The 13,047-nt window shown below is 68.6% G+C and carries 13 protein-coding genes; 8 read left to right on the top strand and 5 right to left on the bottom strand.

From position 1 onward, the window contains the following. The first annotated feature begins 155 nt into the window (after positions 1-155). The gene (locus QH470_RS28235) at positions 156-857 is read left to right on the top strand and encodes an SDR family oxidoreductase (protein WP_280275394.1); all 702 of its coding nucleotides are present in this window, start codon (positions 156-158) and stop codon (positions 855-857) included. Here QH470_RS28235 and leuS read toward each other — a convergent pair. Further along, the gene (gene leuS / locus QH470_RS28230) at positions 854-3,724 is read right to left on the bottom strand and encodes a leucine--tRNA ligase (protein WP_280275393.1); all 2,871 of its coding nucleotides are present in this window, start codon (positions 3,722-3,724) and stop codon (positions 854-856) included. The genes QH470_RS28235 and leuS overlap by 4 nt on opposite strands. A gap of 130 nt (positions 3,725-3,854) precedes the next feature. On the opposite strand from leuS, the gene QH470_RS28225 reads away from it, so the two are divergent. Together QH470_RS28225 and QH470_RS28220 are read left to right on the top strand one after the other, a co-directional pair. Beyond that, the gene (locus QH470_RS28225; RefSeq protein WP_342228473.1) at positions 3,855-4,265 is read left to right on the top strand and encodes an SdpI family protein; all 411 of its coding nucleotides are present in this window, start codon (positions 3,855-3,857) and stop codon (positions 4,263-4,265) included. Then, entirely contained in the window at positions 4,265-4,876 is a 612-nt protein-coding gene (locus tag QH470_RS28220; protein WP_280275392.1) for an HAD family hydrolase, read from the top strand. Before QH470_RS28225 ends, QH470_RS28220 begins: the two co-directional genes overlap by 1 nt. A gap of 1 nt (position 4,877) precedes the next feature. Here QH470_RS28220 and QH470_RS28215 read toward each other — a convergent pair whose 3' ends face one another. From QH470_RS28215 to QH470_RS28205, 3 genes are all read right to left on the bottom strand, one after another. Then, positions 4,878-5,654, bottom strand: a complete 777-nt coding sequence (locus QH470_RS28215; protein WP_280275391.1) for an ABC transporter permease — start codon at positions 5,652-5,654, stop codon at positions 4,878-4,880. Next, positions 5,651-6,607: an ATP-binding cassette domain-containing protein gene (locus QH470_RS28210; RefSeq protein WP_280275390.1), complete on the bottom strand. Its 957-nt coding sequence runs from the start codon at positions 6,605-6,607 to the stop codon at positions 5,651-5,653. Before QH470_RS28210 ends, QH470_RS28215 begins: the two co-directional genes overlap by 4 nt. Positions 6,608-6,737: 130 nt before the next feature. Beyond that, complete coding sequence (locus tag QH470_RS28205) at positions 6,738-7,259, bottom strand: EXLDI protein (protein ID WP_280275389.1); 522 nt, start codon at positions 7,257-7,259, stop codon at positions 6,738-6,740. 209 nt (positions 7,260-7,468) lie between these two features. On the opposite strand from QH470_RS28205, the gene QH470_RS28200 reads away from it, so the two are divergent. The 5 genes from QH470_RS28200 (at position 7,469) to QH470_RS28180 (ending at position 12,578) form a co-directional block, all read left to right on the top strand. Beyond that, the gene (locus tag QH470_RS28200) at positions 7,469-9,157 is read left to right on the top strand and encodes a thiamine pyrophosphate-binding protein (protein ID WP_280275388.1); all 1,689 of its coding nucleotides are present in this window, start codon (positions 7,469-7,471) and stop codon (positions 9,155-9,157) included. Continuing rightward, on the top strand, positions 9,154-9,813 hold the full coding sequence (locus QH470_RS28195) for an SRPBCC family protein (protein ID WP_280275387.1): 660 nt from the start codon (positions 9,154-9,156) through the stop codon (positions 9,811-9,813). The genes QH470_RS28200 and QH470_RS28195 overlap by 4 nt, the downstream gene beginning before the upstream one ends. A 9-nt stretch (positions 9,814-9,822) precedes the next feature. Beyond that, positions 9,823-10,863, top strand: coding sequence for a 3-oxoacyl-ACP synthase III family protein (locus QH470_RS28190; protein WP_280275386.1), 1,041 nt, complete (start codon positions 9,823-9,825; stop codon positions 10,861-10,863). After that, positions 10,860-12,020 (top strand): aminotransferase class I/II-fold pyridoxal phosphate-dependent enzyme, encoded by a 1,161-nt coding sequence (locus QH470_RS28185; RefSeq protein ID WP_280275385.1) that lies wholly within the window; start codon positions 10,860-10,862, stop codon positions 12,018-12,020. Before QH470_RS28190 ends, QH470_RS28185 begins: the two co-directional genes overlap by 4 nt. 81 nt (positions 12,021-12,101) lie before the next feature. After that, positions 12,102-12,578 (top strand): DUF1772 domain-containing protein, encoded by a 477-nt coding sequence (locus tag QH470_RS28180; protein ID WP_280275384.1) that lies wholly within the window; start codon positions 12,102-12,104, stop codon positions 12,576-12,578. 12 nt (positions 12,579-12,590) lie between these two features. Here the strand turns inward: QH470_RS28180 and QH470_RS28175 are convergent, their stop codons facing one another. Continuing rightward, positions 12,591-12,971 (bottom strand): hypothetical protein, encoded by a 381-nt coding sequence (locus QH470_RS28175; protein ID WP_280275383.1) that lies wholly within the window; start codon positions 12,969-12,971, stop codon positions 12,591-12,593. Positions 12,972-13,047 lie beyond the last annotated feature (76 nt).

Raw genomic sequence — 13,047 nt, 5'->3', positions numbered from 1 at the left:
TCCGCCTCGGTTCGTGATTCCGGGTTGCCGAGATTGATACACCCGGCCGCTCAGGTGTCGCCACTCCGGGGAGTGACTGTTTGCTCACAGCGGCCATGCTGTGCATCGCCGCCGCGGTCCACGGAGTTACGCACCAACCCGGTTACGGTTGTCGCATGGCCGTATTCAGCTCCGCGGGAACCCGACCGACAGCGCTGATCACCGGGGCGAGCCGCGGGCTCGGCGCCGCCATCGCCAGGGAGTTGGCGTCCACCCACGACCTACTGCTCGGCGCCCGCTCCGCGGAGGCGCTGACCGCCGTCCTCGCCGAATTGCCCGGTGCCACCGGATGGCCCGTGGAGCTGACCGACTACCCGGCCGTCGAGCGCGCGACCGCGCCGATCGAGCGGCTCGAGGTACTCGTGCACAACGCCGGTATCGCCGAGCTGGGCGCCTTCGCCGACTCCTCGGTCGAGCAGTGGCGAAACACCTTGGAGGCCAACGTGATCGCGGTCTCCGAGCTGACCCGGATGCTGCTCCCGGCGCTGCGCGCGGCGAAAGGCCATGTGGTGCTGATCAATTCGGGCGCGGGCCTGCGGGCGAACGCGGGCTGGGGCGTCTACGCGGCCAGCAAGTTCGCCCTGCGCGCCTTCGGCGACGCCCTTCGCCTCGAGGAGCCGGCCCTGCGCGTCACCTCGATCCACCCCGGCCGCATCGACACCGACATGCAGCGCGCCATCGTCGCCGGCGAGGGCCGCGACTACGACCCGAACGAATTCCTCACCCCCGAGACGGTGGCGCGGGCGGTGCGCAACGCGGTGCACACACCGCGCGACGCCCATCCGACGGAGATCGTGCTGCGCCCGATCGCCCGCTAGGCGACCACGTTCACCAAACGCCCCGGCACCACGATCACCTTGCGGGGCTGCTTGCCGTTCAGGAATTCCAGCAGCTTCTCGTCGGCCAGCGCCAGCGTCTCCACGGTCGCGGTGTCGGCGTCGGCCGGGACGCTGACGCGGCTGCGGACCTTGCCGTTGACCTGGATCGGGTACTCGACCGAATCCTCCACCAGCAGTGCGGGATCCGCGGCCGGGAACGGGCCGTGCGCCAGCGCGACGCTGTGCCCCAGGCGTTCCCACAGCTCCTCGGCGATATGCGGCGACAGCGGCGCCAGCATCTGCACCAGCGGTTCCACCACCGACCGCGGCGCACCCTGCGGATACTCCTTGGTCAGGTGATTGGTCAGCTCGATCAGCTTGGCCCCGGCGGTGTTGTCCCGCAGCGCGGCATAGTCGCCGTCGACGCCATCGATCGTCTTGTGCAGCAGGCGCAGCGTGCCGTCCGACGGCTCGCCCTCGGTGACCCGCGCCCCACCGGACTCCTCGTCGACCACCAGCCGCCACACGCGCTGCAGGAACCGGTGCGCGCCCACGACATCCTTTGTCGCCCAAGGCCGCGAGGTGTCCAGCGGGCCCATCGACATCTCGTAGAAGCGGAAGGTGTCCGCGCCGTACAGGTCGTACATCTCGTCCGGGGACACGGCGTTCTTCAGCGATTTGCCGATCTTGCCGTACTCCTGGAACACCTCGTGCTCGACGCCGGCGCCGTCGGTCCAGAAGAACTTGCCCAGCCGCTCCTCGACCTCGGTGGCGGGCACATACGCGCCGCGCTTGTCGGTGTAGGCGTACGCCTGGATATAGCCCTGATTGAACAGGCGGCGGTACGGCTCCGGCCCGGACACGTCACCCAGATCGAACAGCACCTTCTGCCAGAACCGCGCGTACAGCAGGTGCAGCACCGCGTGCTCGACCCCGCCGACGTACAGGTCGACGCCGCCCGGATCGTTCGGGCCGTGCTCGGCCGGGCGCGGACCCAGCCAGTACCGCTCGTTCTCCGGCGCGGCCAGTGTCTCGGTATTGGTCGGATCGGTGTAGCGCAGCTGGTACCAGGAGCTGCCCGCCCACTGCGGCATCACATTGGTGTCGCGGCGGTAGGTCTTGGGGCCGTCGCCCAGATCCAGTTCGACATGCACCCAGTCCGTGGCCTTGGCCAGTGGCGGGGACGGTTCGGAGTCGGCGTCGTCCGGGTCGAAGGTGACCGGGGCGAAGTCCTGCACGTCGGGCAGCTCCACCGGCAGCATCGAATCCGGCAGCGCGTGTGCCCGGCCGTCCTCGTCGTAGACGATCGGGAAGGGCTCGCCCCAGTACCGCTGCCGCGCGAACAGCCAGTCGCGCAGCTTGTACTGGACGGTGCCCCGGCCCCGGCCGTCGGCCTCCAGCTGCTCGACGACCTTCGCCTTGGCGGCCTCGATCTCCAGCCCGTTCAGGTAGCCGGAGTTCACCAGGGCGCTCTCGCCCGCGTACGCGGCGGTCGAGATGTCGCCGCCCGCAACGACTTCCACGATCGGCAGCCCGAACGCCGTGGCGAACTCCCAGTCGCGCTGATCGTGGCCCGGCACCGCCATGATGGCGCCGGTGCCGTAGCCGCTCAGCACGTAGTCGGCGATGAACACCGGCACCTGTCGCCCGTCGACCGGATTGGTGGCGTACGTGCCCAGGAAGACGCCGGTCTTCTGCTTGTTCTCCTGGCGCTCCAGATCCGACTTCGCGGCGATCGACTCGCGGTAGTCCGCGACGGCTTGCGCGGGTGTGGCGGCGTGGAAGGTCCAGCGCGGGTCGACGCCCTCGGGCCACCGCTCGGCGACCAGCTGATCGACCAGCTCGTGTTCCGGTGCCAGCACGACATACGTTGCGCCGAACAGCGTGTCGGGCCGCGTGGTGAAGACCTCGATGGCGCGGTCGGCCGCGGTGAAGGTGACCTGCGCGCCGCGCGACCGGCCGATCCAGTTGCGCTGCATGGCCTTCACGTTGTCCGGCCAGTCCAGCAGATCCAGGTCGTCGACCAGCCGGTCGGAGTAGGCGGTGATGCGCATCATCCACTGCCGCAGGCGCTTACGGAAGACCGGGAAGTTGCCGCGCTCGCTGCGGCCCTCGGCCGTGACCTCCTCGTTGGCCAGCACCGTGCCCAGCCCCGGGCACCAGTTGACCACCGAATCGGACTGATATACCAGGCGATAGGAGTCCAGCACCGCGCCGCGCTCGGTCTCGGACAGCTCCGACCACACCCGGCCGTCGCCGATATCCCTTGCGCCCGAATCGAATTCGGCCGCCAGCTCGGCGATCGGGCGGGCCTTGTTCGCGGTGGTGTCGTACCAGGCGTTGTAGATGCGCAGGAAGATCCACTGCGTCCACTTGTAGAACTCGGGATCGGTGGTGGCGAACGAGCGGCGGCGGTCGTGGCCCAGACCCAGCCGGTCCAGCTGGCGCCGCATGTTCTTGATATTGGCCTCGGTGGTGACGCGCGGGTGGGCGCCGGTCTGCACGGCGTACTGCTCGGCGGGCAGGCCGAACGCGTCGTAGCCCAGCGCGTGCAGCACGTTGCGGCCGCGCATGCGGTGATAGCGGGCGAACACGTCGGTGGCGATATAGCCCAGGGGATGCCCGACGTGCAGGCCCGCACCCGACGGGTACGGGAACATGTCCTGGATGAACAGCTTGTCGGCCGGGGTCTCGCCGCTCAGGGGACCCACCGGGTTCGGCGCGAAGAAGGTGCCGCGCTCGTCCCACGCCTGCTGCCATTTGCGCTCGATGCGTCCGGCCAGGTCGGCGTTGTAGCGGTGTGCGGGCACGTCGCTGTCACCGGTCGCGGTCGCACCGGCTTGGTCGGTTGCACGAGTGTCCTGCACGATCCTGCCTTCTTGTCGCCATATCCCCGGGGTGAACGTTGCCAACCAGCGTAGAGCGTGCGCACGTCAGAGCCCAAAAAGGGGCCATCATGCGCCCGCGGGCGGCCGCGGCCATTTCACACCGGGTAGCGTGAGCGAGGTGTTCGTGGTGGCGCTGATCCTGTTCGTGCTGGCGGTGGTGGCCGTTGTCACCGGGGTACTCGGGCTGTCCGGCTCCCTGCCTCGCAATCGATTCTTCGGGGTGCACACCGACGAGGCGCTGCGCACGGAGGAGTCCTTTCGCATCGCCAATCGGGTGGCCGCGCCGACTTCCTTCGGGGCCGGAGTGCTGCTGGCCGCCGGCGGCGTGATCGCGTTGTTCGCCGGTGGCGTGGGGGGGATCATCGGTGCGCTGCTGGCCGCGGTGATCGCCGTGTTCGTTCTCGGTGCGGGAGTGAACGCCGCCGCGGGGGCGATCGCCGGGCTCGCGCCCGAGGCGGGTGGCTGCGGCCAGGCCTGTGGTGCCTGCTCGCTGCGGGACGCCTGCCAGCCCGCGAGTTGATGCGGCCGTTCACGGTCGGCTTCGACCTGGACATGACGCTGATCGATTCCCGGCCCGGCATCCGCGCCTGCTACGTGGCGCTGGCCGAGCGCACCGGCGCCGACATCGATTGCGATCTGGTCGTCACCCGCCTGGGCCCGCCGCTCGAGGACGAACTCGCGAACTGGTTTCCCGCCGCGCACGTCCCGGCCATGGCGGACCTGTATCGCGAGATGTACCCGAGCCACGCCGTCACCGGAACCTCCGCGATGGCGGGGGCGCGGGAGGCGATCGAGGCCGTGCACGCGGCGGGCGGCCGGGCGATCGTCGTCACCGCCAAGTACCAGCCCAACGCCGAACTGCACCTCGAGCACCTCGACATCGCCGCCGACGCCGTCATCGGCGACCTGTGGGCCGACGGCAAGGCTCGCGCCCTCCGAGCGGAGGGCGCGAGCATCTACGTCGGCGACCATATCGGCGACGTCCGCGGCGCCCGGGCTGCCGACGCGTACTCGGTCGGCGTGACCACGGGCCCGTGCACCGCCGAGGAGTTGCGCGCCGCGGGCGCCGACGTCGTCCTCCCCGACCTGACCGCCTTCCCGCACTGGCTCGCGCGGGCCGAGGTCTGCTGACTCAGGCCGTCTTGCGGCGGAATGTGGTTTTCGCCCAGAGGTATCCGACCACCGCGATGCCCGCGCACCAGGCGAGGGCGATGAGGCCGTTGTTGCCGATCTCGCTACCCATGAGCAGGCCGCGCAGGGTTTCGGTGATCGGGGTGAACGGCTGGTACTCGGCGAATTGGCGCACGCCCGTCGGCATGGTGTCGGTGGGCACCAGGCCGCTGCCGAGCATCGGCAGATAGACCACGGGCGTGGGCGTGTTGCTCGCGCCCTCCGGGCTGGCGGCCGACAATCCGAAACCGACGCCGAGCCAGTTGAACGCGAAGAGCACCACCACGAGCAGTCCGAAGGCGACCACCCATTCGATCGGGTCGGCGTTCGGGCGGAACCCCAGCAGCAGCGCGATGCCGATCATGAGGGCAACGCCCAGCAACCCCTGGATCATCGTGCCGAGCACCTCACCGGTGAGAATCGACGAGTGCGACATCGACATGGTGCGAAAGCGGTTGACGATGCCCTTGGTCATATCCGTCGCCACCGACACCGAGACGGAGGTGACCAGCAGCGCCGGAACCATCAGGATCATGCCCGGGGCGATGTAGTCGATGTATTTCTCGCCCGCGCCGAGCGATTTCTCCAGAGCGCCGCCGAACACATAGTTGAACATCAGCAGCAGCACCACCGGCATGGCGACCAGCATGATCGTCATGGCCGGATAACGCTTGGCGTGCACGATGTTTCGGCGCAGCATGGTGGCCGTGTCGGCCAGTGCGTAGGTAGCGGTACTCATTGCGCGATTTCCTTTTCGGGAACGGATTGTCCGGTGAGAGCGAGGAATACGTCGTCGAGATCGGGGGTGTGCACGGCCAGGCCCTCGGGCTCGATCCCGGCGGTGTCGAGCCGGTCCAGCAGCGCGCGCAGCGTCCGCACACTGCCGTCGCCCGGGATCGCGAGCGCCGGGTCCTCGGGTTGTGGCACGCCGCCGAGCAACTGCGTGGCGATGTCCAGGGTGGCGCGATCGGCGAAGGTCAATCGGATGTGCCCGCCGGGGACCAGCCGCTTCAACTGTTCGGGAGTGCCCTGCGCGACGATGCGGCCGTGATCGAGCACCGCGATCCGATCCGCGAGCTGATCCGCCTCCTCCAGATATTGGGTGGTGAGGAAGACGGTGACGCCGCCGGCGACCAGTTCGCGAATGATCTCCCACATGGCGCGGCGGCTGCGCGGGTCGAGCCCGGTCGTGGGTTCGTCGAGGAAGATCACCTGCGGATCGCCGACCAGCGTCATGGCCAGATCCAGCCGCCGGGTCATGCCGCCGGAGTAGGCGCTCGCCGCCTTGTCGGCCGCTTCGACCAGGTCGAATCGCGTCAGCAGGTCGTCGGCGCGGCGCTTGCTCTCGCTACGCGGCAGATGGTTCAGGTCGCCCATCAGCAGCAGGTTCTCCCGCCCGGTGAGTAGTTCGTCGACGGCGGAGAACTGGCCCGTCACGCCGATGACCGCGCGCACCGAATCCGGATCACCGGCGACGTCGTGCCCGCCCACCCGGACCTCGCCGCCGTCGGCGCGCAGCAGCGTCGACAGGATCTGCACGGTGGTCGTCTTGCCCGCGCCGTTGGGGCCGAGCAGCGAGAAGATCGTGCCTTCGCCGACGGTGAGGTCGATGCCGTCGAGCACGACCTGATCCCCGAAGGATTTCCGCAGGCCGGTGACCGATATGGCCGGCGGGGGATATCCGTTTTTCATAACTGTCCTCTCATCAACAGATATTTATCAATGCATGCATCGACCGCGCCGTGACCGCAATGTCGGCGATCAAGGTGTGAGGTCGTATTCGCTTGTGCGGGAGCCGGTTCGCGTACCGGCGGGGCTTATGTCAGATGTCGAGATCCTCGATCTGCGGATGTTCGACGATGTCGGTCACCCGCTGATAGAGCTTGTTCGGGATCCTCCCCTTCAGATCGGTCACCGAGTCGTAGACGTCCATGGTGAACTCACCCCATTCCGGATCGCCGACGCCGAGCATCTTGCGCCAGTTGGTCAGGTCCTTGATCCAGTTGGAGCTGGTTTCGGTGGGGTAGTCCTCCCAGGCCGAGGTCCGCATGTGCAGCACGAATTTGCCCTTACGGCTGCGGTATACGCGGATGTGCTGCTGGTGCTGGTCGTTCAGGTCGCTCATCTCGCCCAGCAGCGCGCCGGAGAACCGGACCTGCCGGGCGCCGTTGTGCCCGACCCGCAGGACGACCTCCTCGAAGCCCTCCTGCCGGCCCTCCTCCAGTTCGATGAACCGGCGCAGCGCCGTCACGATCGCGCCCGACAGATTGCCGCCGACCAGCTCCTGCGCGCGCTGGAACAGGGGAAGATCATCATCGGATACGTACACCGTCTTGTTGGGCATGGCTCCACTATACGTAGACGTATACATACACACAAGACGGGGCTTCTCCGGAAACGACCACCCGGCCGCTGCGCAATAGGGGTCGTCCGATTCGGGATCAGGGATCGATCCGCGGCGCAAGACATGAACCATCGGGTGGTGCCGCTCGTATCTCGGGCAGAGCGCATTGATTATCGGGCGCTCGCGTGCCTCGGCCGAAAGGAGTCTCGATGCCGTCACGAACGGTGGACTATCTGGTGCAAGCCGTAGGGGCGCTGGGAGTTCGGCACATCTTCGGCGTGGACGGCGCCAATATCGAAGACCTCTACGACGCGATCTTCGATACGCCGCAGGACATCACGGGCGTGGTGGCCAAGCACGAGTTCTCCGCCGCGACCATGGCCGACGGCTACGCGCGCAGCACCGGAGGGCTCGGCGTCGTCTGCGCCACCTCCGGCGGCGGGGCGATGAATCTCGTTGCGGGACTGGCGGAATCGTTCTCCTCGCGAGTGCCGGTGCTGGCCTTCGTCGGGCAGCCGCCGACCGCGCTGGAGGGTCACGGCGCCTTCCAGGACACCAGTGGGCTCGCCGGAACATTCGACGCGGCAAGGCTTTTCGAGCAGATATCGCACTACTGCGCACGGGTGGACACCGTCGAGGCGCTGCCCTGGCATCTGAGCCGGGCCGTGACGGCCGCGCGGCGCGGTGGTCCCGCGGTGCTGTTGCTCCCCAAGGATCTGCAGCAGGCAGACGTCGGCGACATCCCGCCGTTCCGCCCGCCGCTGCCCGCGCAGGCACGCGACGAGGCGGGTCTCGACCGGGTGCGGACGGCGCTGGAATCGGCGCGGGCGACCGGCAAGATCACGATCATCGCCGGAGACCAGGTCGCCCGCGACGACGCCAGGGACGAATTACACCGGCTGGCAACGGTTCTCGACGCCGCGGTGGGAGTGGCCCCGGACGCCAAGGACGTCTACGACCAGAGCGAGCCGGGTTTCTGCGGGGTATCCGGCAGCATGGGCCACCCCGAACTGGTCGACGCCGTGCGCCGCTCGGCACTGTGCCTGCTGGTCGGCACCCGGATGCCGGTTACCGCGCGAGCGGGGCTGGACGACGTGCTCGCGGGGACGGTGGTCGCGAGCGTGGGCGTCGAGCCGCCGTACCCGAACGCGCTGCACGCCACCGCCACCGACCTGAGGGCCGCCCTCGCCGAACTCGCGGGTGCGCCGGCCGACGCCCCGGCTCCCTCGCCCGTCCCGGCTCCGTCGTCGCCGAGCCTTCTCACCGCGCTGGACGTGCCGCTCGCCACCGGTCCCGGCCTGCGCTATCGCGAGATTGTCGAAACCCTCAATACCGCACTGGAATACGGGACCGACGTGTTCGCCGATGCCGGAAACACGGGCGCGTCGGTGGTGCACCATCTGCGCCTGCCCCGCGACGGCCGGTTCGTCGTCGCGCTCGGGATGGGCGGGATGGGGTACGCCTTCGGGGCCGGCATCGGCTCGGCTTGCGCGCGGCGGCGTCGCCCCGACGGTGGGGTGCGCCGTACCGTGGTGATCGCCGGAGACGGTGCCTTCTTCATGCACGGCATGGAAATTCACACCGCGATCGAGCACGAGCTGCCGGTGACCTTCATAGTTCTCAACAACAACGCACATGCCATGTGCATAACTCGCGAACAGCTGTACTACGGAGACCGCTACAGCTTCAACCGCTTTCACCCCGCACATCTCGGCGCGGGCCTGGCCGCGATGTTCCCGCGGTTGCCCTCCTACTCGCCCGCCGACCCGGCCGAACTGGCCGCCGTCCTGGGCGACTGCTTCGAAACCCCCGGGCCGTCGTTCGTCTCGATCGACTGCGATCCGGACGAGATCCCGCCGTTCACCCCGTTTCTGTCGACTCCGAGGAGGAACCCGTGACCACCAGTCCCCTGCCCGCGCTCACCGACATCCCCGAGCACGAACTGCCGGGCGTGTTGCGTATCGAGAACTCCGATCGCGAGGCGACCACGCCGATCATCATGGACATGCTGCGGTCGGTGTATCCGCACGACCAGATCTTCGGCGACTACTGCCCGGTGCAGGCCTACATCGACGCGCCGCCGCGCGCGGTGTACGAATACCTCGCCGACACCCGCAGCCTCGAGGAATGGACCTACAGCCTGCGCGGGTTCGTGGCGACCGACGAGCCGGGACTGTGGCTGGCCTACGACCGGCTGGGACCGGAGACCAAGATCTTCACCCGCACCGTCGCCAACCCCGACGCCATGACCGTCGACTACCACTGCGCCTGGGACCAGGGGCAGCACCTGTGGATGATTTATCTGATGCGCGTGGTCGACGCGCAGGTGGTGTTCAACAAGCCCGGTTCGGTAGTGCTGTGGACGAATTGCCACCACCCGTTCTACGACGAGAACCCCTACCCCGAGGCCGCGCCACCGAAGCGCCCGGTCTGGGTCGGCGACTTCTGGGAGATGTTCGCCGCCGGCCACCAGCTCGAAATCGACAACCTCAAGGCGATCTGTGAGTACCGGGCCGCCCACGAGCTGCCGATCAAACCCGACTGGATGAAGTGAGGCACGCCGATGGAATCCACCGCACCCGCACCCGCCCTGCCCCCTGTCAGCCTGGTCGATGTGGCCTCCTACCTGCCCGGCGATCCGGTCGGCACCGAATACTTCACGCAGTTCTCCCGCTCCGAGCGCATGGCGAAGAACGTGATGTTCCGGGCGCCCAAGGCCCGCCACCACGCCGGACGCGACGAGACCGCGGTGGACATGGTGGAGCAGGCGGTCGCCCCGCTGGCGGAACGTCATGGGGCACAGACGATCTCGAATATCGATGTGCTGATCACCCATACCCAGCTGCCGACCAACCCGGTGCTGGGTGCGGGCCCGGAGGTGGCGCGGCGGCTCGGCATGCGGCCCGGCTGGGTGTTCGACGTGCACAACGGCGGCTGCGCGGCATTCGTCCACATGATGTCGCTGGCCCGGATGATCCTGCAGACCACGGACGCCCGTAGCGCGCTGATCGCGACGGTGCAGAACACCGCGGGGCCGGTGTTCACCCAGTCCGAGATTCGCGGGCTGGCCCAGGCGCCGGTTCCCGGTGACGGCTGCGGTGTGGGGCTGTTGCTGAAGAACGACTCGGCGCCCATCCTGGACATCGAAGCCCGCACCTACCCCGAATTCGCGGGCGACATGGACTTCTCCACGGGTTCCGACCGCAAGTACTGGGAGCCGGGCGAGGGCCAGGGCTGCGTCAGCTTCAGCGAATCCCGGATCACCAAGGTGTTCGCGCGCGGCAACCGGCTGGTACCCGAGGTGGCACTGGCGGTGTGCGAGCGGATCGGAGTGAAGGGCCGCGACATCGACACCTTCGTCACCAATCAGCCCAACCGGCTGTTCCTGCGCAACTGGCACGATGCGCTCGAGCTCCCCGCCGAGCGCCACCCCGATACCTTCGACCGGTGCGGAAACCTGTTCGGCGCGGGCATTCCCGTCACGCTGGACGCCGAGAACCGGGCGGGGCGGCTGCGCAACGGCTCGGTGGTGCTGTTGTCGGCCTTCGCACACGCCGGCGACTTCGCCGCCGCCGCGGCCGTGCGCTGGGGAGCCGCCCGATGAGTGGCAGTCGATCGATATCGTTGCGGCGCGCGGAACCTTCGGCGCTGTCGGAGTGGCGCGCGGCGCTGCGGCACGAGCCGGGGTCGGTGCGGTTCGATCTGTCCTTGAGCGAAAACCCGTTCCCGCCACTGCCTTCGGTGCTCGACGCGGTCCAGCGCACGCTGTCGCGGGCGAACCGGTATCCGGAGTTCCTGCCGCACCGGTTGCCGCGGCTCATCGCCGAGCATCTCGGCGTGCGGACCGATCAGGTGGTGGTCGGCTCGGGAGCGACCGGGGTGGCGCTGCAGATCATGCAGACGCTCACCCGCCGTGGCGACGAGATGGTGTTCGCGACACCGACTTTCGACGGCTATCCCATTCTGGCCGACATGGCAGGGCTGAAATCGGTTGCGGTACCGCTGGATTCACGCGGTCGGCAGGATCTCGTCGCGCTGGGTCGTGCGGTTGGCGACCGCACCGGCCTGGTCACGGTGTGCCGCCCGCACAATCCCACCGGCACGGTGATCTCTGCCAGCGAGCTGAAGGCCTTCCTGTTCGGTATCCCGCGCGACGTGCCGGTGATCCTGGACGAGGCCTATGTCGAATTCCTGGGCGCCACAGACATTCTCGATGCCGCGGAACTGATCGCGCGCTATCCGAATGTGCTGGTGCTGCGCACCTTCTCGAAGGCGTACGGGCTGGCCGGGATGCGCATCGGCTACGCGTTCGGCCATCCGGATCTGGTGCGCCGGGTGCGCCGGTTGCAGCTGCCGTTCGGCGTGCCCGAGTCGGCGGTGGTGGCCGTGGCGGCCTCGTATGCCGCGCGGATGGAGCTGGGTGAGCGGGTCCTGCGCATCACCACCGAACGCGAGCTGTTGCGGACCACACTGCGGCGCAGCGGAATTCGAGTGCCGCGCAGCCGCGCGAACTTCCTCTATCTGCCGGGCGCCGATGTCGCCGCCAAGCTGGCCCGCGCGGGTATCGCGGCGAAGACGTTCCCGGACGGCAGCGCTCGCATCGCGGTCGGCGATCGGGCCGCGGACGCCGCGGTCCGCCGCGCGCTCGGCGAATCGCCGGTGCACGGCGAGCGGCGTCGAATGACCGGGGAGGACAGCGGCCTGTGCGCGCTGACCGTGCCGTCCGATCCGGGCGAAGGCGGGGCCGTCGAGGATATCTAGCATCGCTAGACAACCTAGCCAAGCATTGCTACGCTCATCTCCATCACCTAGCGCCGCTAGATTTTGGAGTAGGAGAAGCACATGCTCACCACCACAGCCCAGGTCCTGGCCGTAGTCGCGGTACTCGGCAACGGCATCGTCTACGGCACCGACACGTCGGCGGCGCTCATCACCCGGTCGGTCTTTCGGCACCTCGACGACGCGACGATGACGAAGTTCGCGGGCTGGGGCCACTACTACGGCGACCGCCGGATGCCGTTCGCGGGCGCGGGCGGAGTGATCGCCACGGTGCTGACGATCGTGACCGCCGTGCTCGCGGGCGCGGTCCCGGCGGCGATCGCGGCGGGCGTCGCGTTGATCGCGCTGGTGGTGTGGCTCGGCTGCTATGTCCGGATCGCCAAGCCGATCAATACGGTCCAGACGGCGGCCGCGCAGTCCGGTGTCATACCCGCCGATGCCCGTGCGCTGCAGGAGAAATGGGACAGCATCCTCGGCATCCGGGTCGGCCTGCAGGCGCTCGCGGTCGCGTCCCTGTGCGTGAGCCTGATCCTGCTGTGATCGGCAACGGCGCTACAGGGTACCGCTGAGCATCACCTGATTGGTTGCGGCCGAACGTATCTCGACCGAGCGGACCTGGTCCGGCGGGGCCGCGGTGGTGCCGTCCGGAGCCACCGTCTCGCCGGGCCGGGCGGTCCACTGCGCGATCATCGACTGGGTGCCGTCGGCATGCACCACCCACATCGAGCCCTGCCAGGTGTACTGGGTATCCGACGGCGCGTAACTGCACGACATCTCGACCCGTGTGCCATCCGGCACCGCGACCAACCGGAAACTGGCCGTGATCGGCGACGGCACCACCGCGACCATGCTGCGCTCGGCCACCACCTCGGCCGTGACCGCCGGCTCGGCGCGCTCGTTCAGCGAGGCCGTCACCGGGATCGTGATGGCCACCGCGGCGGGGGGGGGGGGGGGCGCGCCCCCCCCCCCCGACGATGGACTACACGGTTCCCAAGGAAATCTGGAACAA

The organism is Nocardia wallacei, from assembly GCF_029868745.1.
GTDB lineage: Bacteria > Actinomycetota > Actinomycetes > Mycobacteriales > Mycobacteriaceae > Nocardia > Nocardia wallacei_B.
The sequence above is the reverse complement of the archived record's forward strand: the minus strand, read 5'-3'. Positions and strand labels throughout refer to the sequence as shown.